12 protein-coding genes are annotated in these 17,011 nt (G+C 43.4%); all 12 read left to right on the top strand.

Annotated elements, in window-relative coordinates:
* The first annotated feature begins 72 nt into the window (after window positions 1–72).
* Window positions 73–198 carry a hypothetical protein gene (locus DP114_RS35885; protein ID WP_256379290.1) on the top strand — a complete coding sequence of 42 codons (126 nt, stop codon included), beginning with the start codon at window positions 73–75 and terminating at the stop codon, window positions 196–198.
* On the top strand, window positions 180–1,496 hold the full coding sequence (locus DP114_RS29045) for an MFS transporter (RefSeq protein WP_246162866.1): 1,317 nt from the start codon (window positions 180–182) through the stop codon (window positions 1,494–1,496). Before DP114_RS35885 ends, DP114_RS29045 begins: the two co-directional genes overlap by 19 nt.
* 242 nt (window positions 1,497–1,738) lie before the next feature.
* On the top strand, window positions 1,739–3,940 hold the full coding sequence (locus tag DP114_RS29050) for a M20/M25/M40 family metallo-hydrolase (RefSeq protein WP_172195325.1): 2,202 nt from the start codon (window positions 1,739–1,741) through the stop codon (window positions 3,938–3,940).
* Entirely contained in the window at window positions 3,937–6,789 is a 2,853-nt protein-coding gene (locus DP114_RS29055) for a condensation domain-containing protein (protein ID WP_172195327.1), read from the top strand. Before DP114_RS29050 ends, DP114_RS29055 begins: the two co-directional genes overlap by 4 nt.
* A gap of 244 nt (window positions 6,790–7,033) precedes the next feature.
* On the top strand, window positions 7,034–8,905 hold the full coding sequence (locus DP114_RS29060; RefSeq protein WP_169265647.1) for an amino acid adenylation domain-containing protein: 1,872 nt from the start codon (window positions 7,034–7,036) through the stop codon (window positions 8,903–8,905).
* Window positions 8,906–8,968: 63 nt separating this feature from the next.
* Window positions 8,969–9,937: a chlorinating enzyme gene (locus tag DP114_RS29065; protein ID WP_169265646.1), complete on the top strand. Its 969-nt coding sequence runs from the start codon at window positions 8,969–8,971 to the stop codon at window positions 9,935–9,937.
* 224 nt (window positions 9,938–10,161) lie between these two features.
* On the top strand, window positions 10,162–10,533 hold the full coding sequence (locus DP114_RS29070; RefSeq protein ID WP_169265645.1) for a cupin domain-containing protein: 372 nt from the start codon (window positions 10,162–10,164) through the stop codon (window positions 10,531–10,533).
* Entirely contained in the window at window positions 10,502–11,791 is a 1,290-nt protein-coding gene (locus DP114_RS29075) for an alpha/beta fold hydrolase (RefSeq protein WP_169265644.1), read from the top strand. Before DP114_RS29070 ends, DP114_RS29075 begins: the two co-directional genes overlap by 32 nt.
* A gap of 103 nt (window positions 11,792–11,894) precedes the next feature.
* The gene (locus DP114_RS35890; RefSeq protein ID WP_256379290.1) at window positions 11,895–12,020 is read left to right on the top strand and encodes a hypothetical protein; all 126 of its coding nucleotides are present in this window, start codon (window positions 11,895–11,897) and stop codon (window positions 12,018–12,020) included.
* On the top strand, window positions 12,002–13,318 hold the full coding sequence (locus DP114_RS29080) for an MFS transporter (RefSeq protein WP_246162866.1): 1,317 nt from the start codon (window positions 12,002–12,004) through the stop codon (window positions 13,316–13,318). The genes DP114_RS35890 and DP114_RS29080 overlap by 19 nt, the downstream gene beginning before the upstream one ends.
* Window positions 13,319–13,560: 242 nt before the next feature.
* Window positions 13,561–15,864, top strand: a complete 2,304-nt coding sequence (locus DP114_RS29085; RefSeq protein ID WP_169265643.1) for a M20/M25/M40 family metallo-hydrolase — start codon at window positions 13,561–13,563, stop codon at window positions 15,862–15,864.
* A gap of 347 nt (window positions 15,865–16,211) precedes the next feature.
* The gene (larB, locus tag DP114_RS29090) at window positions 16,212–16,985 is read left to right on the top strand and encodes a nickel pincer cofactor biosynthesis protein LarB (RefSeq protein WP_171978336.1); all 774 of its coding nucleotides are present in this window, start codon (window positions 16,212–16,214) and stop codon (window positions 16,983–16,985) included.
* Window positions 16,986–17,011 lie beyond the last annotated feature (26 nt).

A 17,011-nucleotide genomic window follows, 5' to 3' on the forward strand; every position in this document is an offset into this window, starting at 1 on the left:
GCTGAATCCAGATCAATTCACATCATCTCCGGCTATTTCAGAGATCATCGACTAGACCTCAGGCAATTTGTCATGGATATCGTTCGTACGGGGGATAGGAATGTTCCTTTGTACTTGCGTTTGGCAGACAGAAACAAAGCCGATAAGGCAGTGTTTTCCCAGTTGATGAAGGATTTTCAATGGCACAAAGCACTTTAGATCGCAGGATGCTGGTTTTTGCACTCATCTGGTTGGGGCAACTTGTATCACTGTTTGGCTCTGGTCTGACCAGTTTCGCATTGGGCATCTGGGTGTACCAGCGCACTGGCTCGGCGACGCAGTTTGCGCTCATTTCCTTGTTCACTACCCTACCAGGTATCCTGATATCACCACTAGCAGGTGCGCTTGTGGATCGCTGGGATCGTCGCTGGACGATGATACTTAATGATGCTGGGGCAGGCTTCAGCACATTGCTCATGGCACTGCTACTTTTTGCTAATCAGTTGAATGTTTGGCAGATCTTCTTAGGAATTAGTGCCATTTCTACCTTTAACGCCTTTCAGTTACCAGCCTATACTGTCGCAACGACCTTGCTCGTTCCCAAGCAACACCTTGGTCGCGCTAGCGGTATGGTGCAAGTCGCAGATGCAACAGCGCAGATTCTATCACCAACGGTGGCGGGTCTTTTAGTTGTGACGCTCCACATCCAAGGTGTAATGCTGATTGATGTCGCCACCTTTGCTTTCTCTCTCGTTACACTGCTGCTCGTTCGATTTCCCCGACCTGAAACTACCACCGAAGGTAAAAAAGGGCAGGGAACGCTTTTGCATGAATCTGCTTATGGTTGGTCTTATATCACCGCACGACCCGGATTACTGGGGTTATTGATCTTCTTTGCTGGTAGCAATTTCGTCATGGGAGTTGTCAGCGTGTTGGTTACGCCCCTAGTGCTGGCATTCGGTCCCGTCGCCCTGCTTGGCACAGTGCTATCCGTTGGTGGCAGTGGAATGCTGCTCGGTAGTTTGGTAATGACCGTTTGGGGCGGTGGCAAGCGCCGCATCTACAATGTCCTAACCTTCACATTCTTAGGTGGGTTATGCATTTTCTTTTCTGGACTCCGACCCTCTGTCCCTGTCTTCTTTTTTACTGCATTTTTTTACTTCTTTGGCATACCCCTGATCAACGGCTCGAGTCAGGCTATCTGGCAGAGCAAGGTACCGCCTGATGTACAGGGACGAGTTTTTGCCGTGCGGCGAATGATTGCCTCGGCATCTTTGCCACTTGCGTATGTCATTGCAGGACCGTTGGCAGACCGAGTATTCGAGCCACTGCTTGCTGTTGGCGGACCTCTAGCTGGAAGTATTGGAAAGATTATTGGCGTAGGAAAAGGATACGGCATTGCCCTATTGTTTGTTGTGATGGGAGTACTCACTGTGGTGGCAACAGTTGGGGGTTATTTGTATCCTCGTCTAAGGCTGGTGGAGGATGAACTGCCGGATGCATTGCAAAACATTTAGCATCGTTCCACTCTGCCCTGCTTAAGGCTATCAACGCAGAGGAACTTTCCGCTATTCTGTTACGACTGAATGCAACGCCTGCATGACCAGTTGCAACCAAAGGCACAAGTTCAAAACCAAAATTGCCGAAAAAGTGGCGAGCATCGCTGTATGAAAAATCGGTAGGGTGTTAATCAAAACTAACAAAATGAGGCCACCCTACTTTTGGGTATAAGACCATATCAAAACCAGGGTAACTGAGCATGAAAAAGATGAAAATCGTTACCTTTTTGTTAATTCTCTTTTTTGCATTCATTGGGGTTTACCAGCTAAATCCTCCCGCCGCAGCACCCATAAACGCACCTCTAGCGGAGTTTTCTTCTGGTCGTGCGATGAAACACCTTGAGGCGATCGCCCAAAAACCTCACCCAATTGGTTCACCTGAACACACAAAAGTACGCGATTACATCTTACAAGAATTGACCGCTCAGGGACTTAGCCCAACAGTTCAGAAAACAACGGTTGTCAACCCTAGATGGGGTACTCCATTTGTAGCCGGAACTGTACATAATATTATTGCCAGACTACAAGGAACAAATAACACTAAGGCTATTTTAGTTGCCGCTCACTACGACTCAGTGCCAAACGGTTCTGGTGCCAGTGATGATGGTGCTGCTGTCGTGGCAATGCTAGAAACTATTAGAGCTTTAAGAGCAGGTTCACCCTTAAGAAATGATGTTATTTTTCTCATCAGTGATGGTGAAGAACCAGGGCTTTTAGGAGCAAAAGCTTTTGTAGATGAACATCCTTGGGCTAAAGATGTTGGACTTGTGCTCAATTTTGAAGCCCGTGGAAATAACGGTGCTTCAGTAATGTTTGAAACTAGCAGTGATAATGGATGGCTGATTCAGGAGTTTGCTAAAGCCGCCACCCATCCAGTTGCCAATTCACTCACTTATAGCATTTATAAGCTTTTGCCAAATGATACCGATTTAACGATGTTCAAACAGGCGGGATTTCCTGGATTTAATTTTGCTTATTTGAATGGTGTCATTCATTATCACACTTTTTCTGACAATCTGGAAAATATTGATCAGCGCAGCCTCCAGCACCACGGCGACTATGCCTTGGCTTTGACACGTCATTTTGGCAACTTAGATTTAAAAGATACAAAAAAAAGCGATTGTGTCTATTTTGACATCTTAGGCTTAGCTCTTATTCACTACCCCAGTCTGTGGGTTGCTCCTTTGACAGTTTTTGTAGTTTTATTATTTGTTGGGGTGGTGGTACTCGGTTTTAGAAGAAAGCAGTTGACGTTCTCTGGTATTAGTTTAGGCTTTCTTGCTTTTGTGTTAAGTATTGTCAGTGCTTCGCTGATTGTGACACTTACCTGGTGGATGATAGGGAGCTTGCACAGTGGGTATAAAGCATTTCCTCAGGGCGATACTTATAACAGCCAATTTTACATGTTAAGCTTTGTAGCCCTCACCATTGCCATTACCTCAGGTCTTTATGTTTGGTTCCGCAAAAAGATAAGTATACAAAACTTAACACTTGGCGCATTGCTTTGGTGGCTGATATTTATGGTGCTGACTAGCGTGTATTTGCCCGGTGCTAGTTATCTATTTACATGGCCGCTACTGTTTAGTCTTGTAGGATTGGGGTTTATATTTGCTGACAATCGGGATTGTGCCAAGGTCAAACGCTTGGTAGTCCTAACTGCTTGCGCCATTCCAGGCATCATCCTGCTTGCTCCCACAATTTACTTGGTATTCGTCGCACTTACCCTAGAATTGTCTTTTGTGGTAATGGTTCTGGTCGTGCTACTACTTGGATTGCTAATTCCCCACCTTTGCCTGATGGCAATTCCAAACAAATGGTTGTTGCCCACCGCTTCAATACTGGTAAGTTTAAGTTTTATTGTCCTCGGTAGCTTAACAGCAGGTTTTGACGCTAGCCATCCCAAACCAAACAGTATCTTTTATGGTTTGAATGCCGACACAAGGAAAGCAATCTGGGCGAGTGCTGATAAACAACCAGACGAGTGGACATCCCAGTTCCTTTCTAAGGATACAGAACAAACTAAATTAGCTGAATATTTTCCTACAGTCTCAAGGAAATTTCTCAAAAGTCAGGCTCCTGTAGTACAACTGACTACACCCCTAATCGAGCCACTCAGTAACGACGTGCGTGATGGCACCAGAACTGTACGTATGCGTATTACCTCGCCTCGCCAAGCACGTATTATACGTATATACTTAGACTCAAATACAGAAGTTCTCGGGGCAGCACTGAATGGGAAGAAAATCGACAACTATACAAGTGATCGCACTGCCTCTGCAAAGGAGTGGGGTTTCAATTATTTTGCCCTTCCTAAAGAAGGTATAGAGCTAACTTTGGCAGTAAAGAAGGTTGGTTTGAGTACAGTACAGACCTTTTTGACCAGTCCACGATTGTCCAGATGATAGAAAATTTTCAAATTATCTTAGAAACAGTTGTAATTAACCCTCAGCAGCAAATAGATCAAATACCCTTACAGAGGCTTCCCGAGCGTAAGCAAGAGTGTGAGGAGCTAACAATTATTGAGTCATCCACTGAGTGTATTTCAGAAAAAACCTACATTGAGCCTCACACACAGACACAAAAAGAACTCGCAGAGATTTGGCGTCAAGTTTTAGAAGTTGAAAGTATAAGTATTAACGATAACTTTTTTAAGTTGGGTGGGTATTCCTTGCGAGCAACTCAAGTGGTGTATCGTATTTGTAAAACTTTTGAAATAGATATGCCCTTGACGAGTCTTTTTGAAGAGCCAACCATTTTAGGGTTGGCAAGTAACATTGAAAAGCTACGTCAATCAAAACAAGGCGGTCAAAATTCCCATAAAGTAGAAACAGTTTCCAGAGATCAACCTCTTTCGCTATCTTTCTCTCAAGCAAGTCTATGGTTTTTAGCTCAGTTACAGCCTGATAGCTCTGCTTATAACATCTCTGCTGCTGTTCACATTCAAGGATCACTTGATATAGCGACGTTAGAAAAAAGTTTTCATGAAATTGTGCGTAGGCACGAAGTATTAAGAACTAGCTTTAGAATTATCAACGGGCAACCAGTACAGGTAATTTCTCCCAACTTAATCCTGCCTATATCAGTGGTTGAGTTGCAACATCTTCCAAATCAACATCTATCTGCTGAGGTGCAACGTTTAGCAAACCAAGAAGCTCAGCAGCCTTTTGACCTCTGCAATGCTCCCTTACTACGCACCACCTTAGTGTCCTTAGGAACACAAGAGTACGTGCTGTTGGTGACAATGCACCACATTATTTCTGATGGCTGGTCGATGGCGATTCTGATCCAAGAATTGTCCGAGCTTTATCGAACCTTTGCTATGGGCTTACCTTCTTCGCTGCCGACACTACCTATCCAGTATGCCGATTTTGCTAACTGGCAGCAACAATGGCTGCAGGGCGAAGTTCTCGAAACTCACATGTCGTATTGGAAGCAGCAACTTGCTGGTATTCCTAAATTACTGGACATCCCCACTGACTATCCACGACCAGACGTGCAGAGCTTTCGAGGAGCAAAACAAAGGTTAGCACTGTCTGTACCTCTGAGTGATGCGCTCAAAAACTTGAGCCAGCAGGAAGGAGTCACTTTATTTATGACTTTATTAGCTGCTGTTGAGACATTGTTTTACCGTTATAGCTCTCAGGAGGATATTGTTGTTGGTTCTCCCGTTGCTAATCGCAATCAAGTTGAAATTGAGCAACTGATTGGCTTTTTTGTCAACACCCTAGTATTACGTACTAACATGTCTGGCAACCCCAGTTTTCGGGAGTTATTAGCCAGAGTTCGTCAGATGAGTTTGAGTGCTTATGAGCATCAGGACTTGCCCTTTGAAAAGCTAGTTGAGGAACTTCAACCGGAGCGGAATTTAAGCTATAATCCTCTGTTCCAAGCCATGTTTTCCCTCAATGTCCCTACACCAACTTTTGATCTACCCGCTTTAACTGTAAGTTCCTTAGAGATTGAAGATAAAACAGCAAAGTTTGATTTGACGCTGAATTTGGAAGATACTGCACAAGGACTTAAAGGTTGGTTTGAGTACAGTACAGACCTTTTTGACCAGTCCACGATTGTCCAGATGATAGAAAATTTTCAGACAATATTGGAAACAGTTGTAATTAACCCCCAGCAGCAAATAGATCAAATACCCTTACAGAATCTTCCTGAGCGTAAAGTTGATAATAGAACTTTGGCAACAACAAAAATAACTGCCGATGATGTTCCTTATGTACCACCCCGAGATACTATCGAACTCTTACTAGCTCAAATCTGGTCAGAGCTTTTGAATAAAAACCCAGTTGGAGTGCGAGATAACTTTTTTGAACTCGGTGGCTATTCACTGCTCACTGTGCTATTAATATCTCAGATTCAACAGAAATTTAATACACTTTTACCCCTTGAGACGCTATTCCAAGCTCCCACCATTGAACACTTGGCAAAGCTTATACGTGCCGCATCACAGACTCTCCCGTTCTCTGCACTTGTTCCTATACAACCTCAAGGATCTCGACCTCCGTTATTCTGTATCCATCCAGGTGGAGGTAACATTCTTTGTTACCGTGAGTTAGCAAGTTGTTTAGGTATTAACCAACCTCTATACGGACTTCAGTCAATTGCCTTAAATCCTGAATGCCAGCCACATACTCAAATTGAACAAATGGCTGCTCACTATCTTGAACAGATACAAACAATCCAACCAAAAGGACCTTACTTACTTTGTGGCTGGTCTCTTGGGGGTGTAATAGCTTTTGAGATGGCTAAACAATGCTACTCTCAAAAACAATCAATAGGGTTGTTAGTTGTTATTGATGCTTATCCTCCTCATACTATTACCCACGAACCAATAGACGATGCTTCTATATTAGTAGAGCATTTTGCAGATAATCTACCTTTGTCAATAGAAGATTTGCGACGAATGGAACTTGATGAGCAATTAATTTTTGTAACGCAACAAGCTAGACAACAAAATTTGGTCTCCTTGGATTTTGATGTAAATATTGCACAACATTTATTAAATGTTTACAAGCTAAATGACGAGGCGATGAAAGCTTACGTTCCACAATATTATCCAGGTTCAATGGTTCTGATTCGAGCGAGGGAAAGCAACCCTAGTTTAGCTTCTGAGTGGGATGCTCTTGTTGAAAGAGTTGAGCATTATGAAATATCTGCTAACCATCAAAATATACTTAACCTAGATAATGCAAAAGTTGTAGCAGAAAAACTTTCTGCCTTATTACAATCAATGGTTAACTAACTGTAAATCAATTCAGTTTCGCTGATGGTAATTTATTCTGGAATGAGAATACAAGGAGATGTAGTTGAGGTCTGTAGACAAGATAGAAACCATCTCAGACGTGACTCTAAGTCTAGGAGATAAGGAGGGTTTATGAAAACCTAACTTTTAAAGTTTAGCTTTGGAGAGGTTTTTATAAACGGTGCAGAAGAAGAACCGTTACTTTTAATTCAGATGGAGGAAACTTAAAGTGGAAAAAATCAAAATGTCTAAAACAATGTCTGAATCAGCTGTGTTTTCAAATAAATGCTTGCATGAAATTTTTGAAGCAAGAGCACGTCAAGCACCTAATAAAATTGCTGTTTCCTATAAAGATGAGCAAATTTCTTATGAGGAATTGAATTGTCGTGCCAATCAACTCGCTCACCAATTACAATCTTTAGGGGTTGGTGCCGATGTACTAGTTGGTTTATGCACTGACCGAAGCATAGAAATGATCGTGGGAATACTTGCTATCCTAAAAGCTGGCGGAGCATATGTTCCTATAGACCCTAATTACCCAAGCAATCGTATTCGCTTATTACTTGAAGATAGTGCTGTTGCAGTGGTAGTGAGTGTATCGAGTGTAGCAGGATGTTTAGAAGGCTTCAATGTAAAAGTTGTTTGTATTGACGAAAATCTATCCTCACTTAACAATCAGCCTGTAACTTCTGGGCAGGTTATTAGTAATGATAGGAGTCTCGCTTATGTGATCTATACATCTGGGTCAACTGGAATTCCCAAAGGTGTGTTGATTGAGCATCGCAACGCTGTTCGCTTATTTGAACAAACTCATCAATGGTTTAACTTTGATGACAAAGATGTCTGGACAATGTTTCATTCGGTAGCATTTGATTTCTCAGTATGGGAGATCTGGGGCGCTTTACTCTACGGAGGACACCTAGTTATCGTTCCCTTTGAGGTTACTCGTTCGCCGAAACAATTCCATAATTTGTTGACACATAAGGGGATAACGGTTCTGAATCAAACACCCTCTGCATTTCGTCAATTGGTGGCAACTGATATTGCTAGTGAGGAATCCACTGATTTCGCTCTACGGCTCGTGATTTTTGGTGGAGAAGCTCTTGAACTGAAGCTATTAGATCCCTGGATAGCTCGCTATGGTGATCAACGTCCTCAATTAGTAAATATGTACGGAATCACCGAAACTACAGTTCACGTAACTTACAGGAGGATTACAAAACAGGATTTAGCAAGCTCCGATCTCAGCCCGATTGGTACTCCAATTCCTGATTTGCAAATTCATTTGTTAGATTCATCAGGTCAGCCAGTACCGGATGGAACCCCAGGAGATATTTATATCGCAGGTCCAGGTCTTGCCCGTGGATATCATAATAGACCTGAGCTTACTGCCGAGCGTTTTTTGCAAAACCATTCCTTTAGTACAGAGGGAGCTAGATTGTACTATTCCGGCGATCGCGCTGTTCGTATGGATAATGGCGAACTCATTTATCTTGGTCGAGCCGATGAACAAATCAAGGTACGCGGATTTCGGATAGAACCCAGGGAAATTGAGATGTGCCTGAGAAGCCATCCTCAGGTTACCTCTTGTGTTGTGATACCACATGATTATGGTGATGGTGATGTCCGTCTAATAGCTTATATAGTGCCAACTCCTAATTTGAGTATGACTATAGAGACGACTGAAGAACTTCGCAGTAATTTGGCTCAATACGCAGGAGTAGAATTGCCTATCCACATGAGACCCTCAGCTTACTCTATCCTGAGAGAACTTCCAATCACTGCACATGGCAAAGTTGACCGACGTGCCCTACCTATTCCATGTGTAGATAAGTCTATTTCTAGCACGGAATTAAATGCTTCCAAGACTTCTACTGAGCAAGTGGTGACCGAAATTTGGGAAGACCTCCTTGAAATTAATTGCACAAGTACAAATGATGACTTTTTTGATCTCGGTGGAACCTCCTTAGCTCTAATACGCCTTTTTGGGAGAATAAATGAACACTTTGGAATATCTCTGGATCTAAGTTCAATGGTTGAAGGAGCCACAATTTCCCATTTAGCTAGATGTGTTGATGCTGAATTACGTAATCAACAGCTTGTCAAAGTAAGTTGACGCAAAACGATCCATCTCCCTGTCCCTAAGAATTAAACTTTTACCCTAATTGGAAACAAGATAATGCAGAACATTCACACCAAACTTCAAAAATTTTCTCTTACTCAAGAAGAGCTAATAAAGTTTCATGAGCAAGGGTATATAGGTCCGTTTACTTTATACGAACCCGAAGAGATGAAAGCATTGTGGCAGAAAGAACGCCGTATTATGCTTGATCGGAGCAAAGCTGTCTATAAGGACGACAAAGCAGTTTCAGGAGTAACTAATATTTCAAACTATGATCGCCATCTCGATGTTTCTTTTTTGGCAGATCATGTCTGTCGTCCAGAAATCGTTGATAGAGTCAGCAGTATCCTAGGTCCTAATGTTCTATGCTGGCGATCTGAGTTTTTCCCTAAGTATCCCGGTGACGAGGGCACAGCTTGGCATCAGGCAGACACTTTTGCTAATGCTTCCGGTTCACCTCAAATTGTATGGCCAGAAGCTGAGGACTTTGGCGGCACAATAACTGTGTGGTCAGCTTTTACGGAAGCCACTATAGATAACGGCTGCCTTCAGTTCATCCCTGCCACTCATCGGACGATGTACTATGACGAAACTAAACGAATGCACTATGATCCAGAGCAGATCAACAACATAAATGAAAACCAGGAGATTAAACGCGGCTTCTTTGGTTATGATTACCGCGAGTTACAAATCGATCCAGACTGGACACCCGACGAATCAAAAAGCGTGTCAATGGTAATGCGCCCTGGACAATTCATTATTTTCTGGTCAACACTGATGCATGCTTCGCATCCTCATAGTGGAAAAACAAAAGATATGCGATTGGGTTATGTTGCTCGCTACGTTCCAACCTCTGTAAGAATTTATCCTGATACTGAAATAGTGACGGAATATGGTGGAAGTATTGATCTGGAGAAATACGGTGCAGTATTAGTTTCAGGTAAGAATGAGTTCACTCACAATCGTATTGCAACCCACACAATGAGAGGCAAACCCTTTAACTGTGGCCTGCATGAAGAAAGATAAGTAGAACAACTAAATTCAACGAAATTATAATCTAGGTTGGGGAGCCAGCCCTGTTCGCGCAGCGTCGCACTTTGTGCCATAGGAGGGTTTCCCTCCCTAGGGGACTGGCGTTTGAGAGACTCTCACCCAACAATGGTATGGTTTCGGTGGGTAACGCTTGCCATGAAACCATACTACAAATAATTAAGTTGCTCTAGTTAATCTTTGTGACTGAGGTGGAATACATGAACCAAATTGCTAGTGAAAAAGTGGAATTAGCAGAAAAGTTTAGCTTGATCGATAAATATTGGTCTCCAAAAATTGTCGGTGAACTAAACGGTCAGTATGTCAAGCTGGCAAAGTTTAAGGGTGAGTTTGTCTGGCATCAACATGATAATGAGGATGAATTATTTCTTGTTGTCAAAGGGGTATTAAAAATTAAGTTGTCAGATCGGGAGCTTACGTTGCGAGAAGGAGATTTTGCTGTCATTCCTAGAGGTGTTCAGCACCTTCCGATTGCTGATGAAGAAGTTCAAGTCCTTATGTTTGAACCAAAATCTACGATCAATACTGGCGAGGTGACGAATGAGCTTACAACTGACTGTGAATGGATCTGATTATCCTGTAGACAAAAAAACTGAATATGTAGACAGGCGGGAAGTTATGAATCAAGAAACCAAACAAGCAGTCGCAGACCTTACAAAGGCTTTACTTTCTGTAAGTACATTAGTAAATGCACTTGAAGACTCTGTGCGTGTTTCAACTGTATTGAACGGAAAGTTTACCTCAGAGTTAGGTGGATTTAGCTGTTCAACTAACAGTTTCGGAATCAAAGACTTGTTAAACAAAATTACTACACGGCTCGATATGCGCCAACTAGAATTTTGTCCCAAGATTTTACATAATATGACTACATTCGAGCATGTGGTTAGCAATCGGTTGGCTCTTACTCCAGACTATTGGTCTAATTTTCAAGCGCCAATGGAGTTACTATCAAATGTGGATGAAATTGTTGATGAAGTTGTCAATCATAGCCTTGAATCCTATTTCAAGCGCTCAGAGGTTATTTCCTTCGATGGTGCTTTGTTGAGAGCATATGCAGGAGGAGTGGCTAATGGAAAAGTGGTTATCATTGTGCCACCCTGTGGCATGCCTGTTGAATTATGTGAGTACTGGGTGCACTATTTGTCACAGGAGCATTATGTGATTACATGGGAAAGCCGTGGTCTATTTGGAAAAACTGAAAATTTCGACGCTCTGGGCTATGATGTTTTTTCTCAAGCAAAAGATTTGTTTGCTGTAATGGATTACTTTGGCATTGATTGCAGTCATGTAATGGGTTTGTGTGGTGGAGCGGCGATCGCACTAACAGCAGCATCATTACAACCAGAGCGAGTATCATCGCTTAGTCTGTGGCATGGTGATTTTGAACTCGGTGATAATTGCCAAAAAACTCGACACCAGAAAGATTTACAAATACTGATGTCTATGGCTGGAAGTAATCGAACTCAGGCTGCATCATTACAGAAATTGTTTGCTCAGCCAGCCATCCTAGAAAATATACCTATGCATTTGGCTCATCTAATACTCTACCCGTATGTAACTGGAGAGCTGTTTTTCCGTTATGGTAAACTGAACGGGAGCATAATGAATGCCGACATAATACCTTTTTTAAATAAGGTATTGCAGCCTACGTTGGTAGTGACAAGCAAAGATGACACTACGGCTCATCCAGAAGGCTCTTTGTTTGTAGCTGACAAGCTCTCAAATGCGACTCTACATATAGAGTTACATGGTGACCACATTTCCTTGTTTAGCGCTGAATCAAATCTTACCAAGCTAGCTACAAAGTTTATTCGTGATGAAGCCTTATAGTAGTTGAGTGGCTGATCAGCAAAAGGATGAAGCTGAATCCAGATCAATTCACATCATCTCCGGCTATTTCAGAGATCATCGACTAGACCTCAGGCAATTTGTCATGGATATCGTTCGTACGGGGGATAGGAATGTTCCTTTGTACTTGCGTTTGGCAGACAGAAACAAAGCCGATAAGGCAGTGTTTTCCCAGTTGATGAAGGATTTTCAATGGCACAAAGCACTTTAGATCGCAGGATGCTGGTTTTTGCACTCATCTGGTTGGGGCAACTTGTATCACTGTTTGGCTCTGGTCTGACCAGTTTCGCATTGGGCATCTGGGTGTACCAGCGCACTGGCTCGGCGACGCAGTTTGCGCTCATTTCCTTGTTCACTACCCTACCAGGTATCCTGATATCACCACTAGCAGGTGCGCTTGTGGATCGCTGGGATCGTCGCTGGACGATGATACTTAATGATGCTGGGGCAGGCTTCAGCACATTGCTCATGGCACTGCTACTTTTTGCTAATCAGTTGAATGTTTGGCAGATCTTCTTAGGAATTAGTGCCATTTCTACCTTTAACGCCTTTCAGTTACCAGCCTATACTGTCGCAACGACCTTGCTCGTTCCCAAGCAACACCTTGGTCGCGCTAGCGGTATGGTGCAAGTCGCAGATGCAACAGCGCAGATTCTATCACCAACGGTGGCGGGTCTTTTAGTTGTGACGCTCCACATCCAAGGTGTAATGCTGATTGATGTCGCCACCTTTGCTTTCTCTCTCGTTACACTGCTGCTCGTTCGATTTCCCCGACCTGAAACTACCACCGAAGGTAAAAAAGGGCAGGGAACGCTTTTGCATGAATCTGCTTATGGTTGGTCTTATATCACCGCACGACCCGGATTACTGGGGTTATTGATCTTCTTTGCTGGTAGCAATTTCGTCATGGGAGTTGTCAGCGTGTTGGTTACGCCCCTAGTGCTGGCATTCGGTCCCGTCGCCCTGCTTGGCACAGTGCTATCCGTTGGTGGCAGTGGAATGCTGCTCGGTAGTTTGGTAATGACCGTTTGGGGCGGTGGCAAGCGCCGCATCTACAATGTCCTAACCTTCACATTCTTAGGTGGGTTATGCATTTTCTTTTCTGGACTCCGACCCTCTGTCCCTGTCTTCTTTTTTACTGCATTTTTTTACTTCTTTGGCATACCCCTGATCAACGGCTCGAGTCAGGCTATCTGGCAGAGCAAGGTACCGCCTGATGTACAGGGACGAGTTTTTGCCGTGCGGCGAATGATTGCCTCGGCATCTTTGCCACTTGCGTATGTCATTGCAGGACCGTTGGCAGACCGAGTATTCGAGCCACTGCTTGCTGTTGGCGGACCTCTAGCTGGAAGTATTGGAAAGATTATTGGCGTAGGAAAAGGATACGGCATTGCCCTATTGTTTGTTGTGATGGGAGTACTCACTGTGGTGGCAACAGTTGGGGGTTATTTGTATCCTCGTCTAAGGCTGGTGGAGGATGAACTGCCGGATGCATTGCAAAACATTTAGCATCGTTCCACTCTGCCCTGCTTAAGGCTATCAACGCAGAGGAACTTTCCGCTATTCTGTTACGACTGAATGCAACGCCTGCATGACCAGTTGCAACCAAAGGCACAAGTTCAAAACCAAAATTGCCGAAAAAGTGGCGAGCATCGCTGTATGAAAAATCGGTAGGGTGTTAATCAAAACTAACAAAATGAGGCCACCCTACTTTTGGGTATAAGACCATATCAAAACCAGGGTAACTGAGCATGAAAAAGATGAAAATCGTTACCTTTTTGTTAATTCTCTTTTTTGCATTCATTGGGGTTTACCAGCTAAATCCTCCCGCCGCAGCACCCATAAACGCACCTCTAGCGGAGTTTTCTTCTGGTCGTGCGATGAAACACCTTGAGGCGATCGCCCAAAAACCTCACCCAATTGGTTCACCTGAACACACAAAAGTACGCGATTACATCTTACAAGAATTGACCGCTCAGGGACTTAGCCCAACAGTTCAGAAAACAACGGTTGTCAACCCTAGATGGGGTACTCCATTTGTAGCCGGAACTGTACATAATATTATTGCCAGACTACAAGGAACAAATAACACTAAGGCTATTTTAGTTGCCGCTCACTACGACTCAGTGCCAAACGGTTCTGGTGCCAGTGATGATGGTGCTGCTGTCGTGGCAATGCTAGAAACTATTAGAGCTTTAAGAGCAGGTTCACCCTTAAGAAATGATGTTATTTTTCTCATCAGTGATGGTGAAGAACCAGGGCTTTTAGGAGCAAAAGCTTTTGTAGATGAACATCCTTGGGCTAAAGATGTTGGACTTGTGCTCAATTTTGAAGCCCGTGGAAATAACGGTGCTTCAGTAATGTTTGAAACTAGCAGTGATAATGGATGGCTGATTCAGGAGTTTGCTAAAGCCGCCACCCATCCAGTTGCCAATTCACTCACTTATAGCATTTATAAGCTTTTGCCAAATGATACCGATTTAACGATGTTCAAACAGGCGGGATTTCCTGGATTTAATTTTGCTTATTTGAATGGTGTCATTCATTATCACACTTTTTCTGACAATCTGGAAAATATTGATCAGCGCAGCCTCCAGCACCACGGCGACTATGCCTTGGCTTTGACACGTCATTTTGGCAACTTAGATTTAAAAGATACAAAAAAAAGCGATTGTGTCTATTTTGACATCTTAGGCTTAGCTCTTATTCACTACCCCAGTCTGTGGGTTGCTCCTTTGACAGTTTTTGTAGTTTTATTATTTGTTGGGGTGGTGGTACTCGGTTTTAGAAGAAAGCAGTTGACGTTCTCTGGTATTAGTTTAGGCTTTCTTGCTTTTGTGTTAAGTATTGTCAGTGCTTCGCTGATTGTGACACTTACCTGGTGGATGATAGGGAGCTTGCACAGTGGGTATAAAGCATTTCCTCAGGGCGATACTTATAACAGCCAATTTTACATGTTAAGCTTTGTAGCCCTCACCATTGCCATTACCTCAGGTCTTTATGTTTGGTTCCGCAAAAAGATAAGTATACAAAACTTAACACTTGGCGCATTGCTTTGGTGGCTGATATTTATGGTGCTGACTAGCGTGTATTTGCCCGGTGCTAGTTATCTATTTACATGGCCGCTACTGTTTAGTCTTGTAGGATTGGGGTTTATATTTGCTGACAATCGGGATTGTGCCAAGGTCAAACGCTTGGTAGTCCTAACTGCTTGCGCCATTCCAGGCATCATCCTGCTTGCTCCCACAATTTACTTGGTATTCGTCGCACTTACCCTAGAATTGTCTTTTGTGGTAATGGTTCTGGTCGTGCTACTACTTGGATTGCTAATTCCCCACCTTTGCCTGATGGCAATTCCAAACAAATGGTTGTTGCCCACCGCTTCAATACTGGTAAGTTTAAGTTTTATTGTCCTCGGTAGCTTAACAGCAGGTTTTGACGCTAGCCATCCCAAACCAAACAGTATCTTTTATGGTTTGAATGCCGACACAAGGAAAGCAATCTGGGCGAGTGCTGATAAACAACCAGACGAGTGGACATCCCAGTTCCTTTCTAAGGATACAGAACAAACTAAATTAGCTGAATATTTTCCTACAGTCTCAAGGAAATTTCTCAAAAGTCAGGCTCCTGTAGTACAACTGACTACACCCCTAATCGAGCCACTCAGTAACGACGTGCGTGATGGCACCAGAACTGTACGTATGCGTATTACCTCGCCTCGCCAAGCACGTATTATACGTATATACTTAGACTCAAATACAGAAGTTCTCGGGGCAGCACTGAATGGGAAGAAAATCGACAACTATACAAGTGATCGCACTGCCTCTGCAAAGGAGTGGGGTTTCAATTATTTTGCCCTTCCTAAAGAAGGTATAGAGCTAACTTTGGCAGTAAAGCCATCCCAACCCTTAAAGCTAAAAGCGGTGGATCAATCAGATGGGCTTCCAGAAATACCTGGCAAATCTTTCCCAGCAAGACCGAAGTATATGATGCCCACAGGATTTGCATCTGGAGTTAGTGATTCGACTCTAGTAAGCAAATCGTTTACTTTTTGAATTCAACTCTCAAGAAACACAGGGAACAGGGAACAGGGAAGAAGGGAAAGAGGTGTTTCTTTCATTCATAGCGGGTGGCGCACCGCCCGTGGTCGGCTCAGATCTTGCACCAGGGTCAAAAACCGGGTTTCTTGAGAATGACGACACTTGTAAACCTTAATTTGCCGTTCACAAGCCCGGTTTTTTAGGTTTTGTTGAGAATGGTGCAAGATGTCAGATTCAACTGAAAGTAACAAAATAGAGTTTAGATAGGAAAGTGGGTAATGGAAAATGGGGAAGAAACGATTCCCCAATTCCCAATCCCTAATCCAAAATCTAAAATCCATAAGTTAACATCCAAAATTGCCGTGAGTCAACCTGAAGAAGTGCGATCGCTCTTAGAATCCGTTGCCAACGGTAACGTTACTCCAGATGGAGCATTAGAAAAACTGAAACACTTAGCTTATGAACCTGTAGGCGATTTTGCCAAAGTTGACCATCATCGCGCCTTAAGAACAGGATTTCCAGAAGTCATTTGGGGACCGGGCAAAACTCCTGACCAAATTGCTCAAATTATGGAAGCTATGCGCCAGCGTAATTCAGTGGTGATGGCAACGCGCATAGAACCAGATGTTTTCGCCGTACTGGAAACAAAAGTTCAAGGTCTACATTACTACAACTCGGCGCGAATTTGTGCAATTACTCCCCCCACCATTGAACCACAGTATCCTGGCACAATTGGGATTCTTTCTGCTGGCACTGCTGATTTATCTGTCGCTGAGGAAGCTGCTGTCACCGCAGAACTTTCTGGTTTTCATGTGCAGCGTCTTTGGGATGTGGGAGTTGCAGGAATTCACCGTTTACTAAATAACCGCCATGTAATTGAATCAGCGTCAGTTTTGATTGTCGTAGCGGGGATGGAAGGCGCTTTACCCAGCGTAGTTGCGGGTTTGGCAGATTGTCCTGTTGTCGCTGTTCCTACTAGCATTGGTTACGGTGCAAGTTTTGGAGGTTTAGCGCCACTCTTGACAATGCTCAACTCTTGTGCTGCTGGTGTGGGTGTGGTGAATATTGATAATGGTTTTGGTGCTGCGGTGTTGGCTGGGCAAATTGTGCGTACAGCTTATAAATTAAGGAATTAGAGTTTTGTTCACATAATTCGAGAAAA

The sequence above is a fragment of the Brasilonema sennae CENA114 genome (genome assembly GCF_006968745.1).
In the GTDB taxonomy this organism is placed as follows: Bacteria; Cyanobacteriota; Cyanobacteriia; order Cyanobacteriales; family Nostocaceae; genus Brasilonema; species Brasilonema sennae.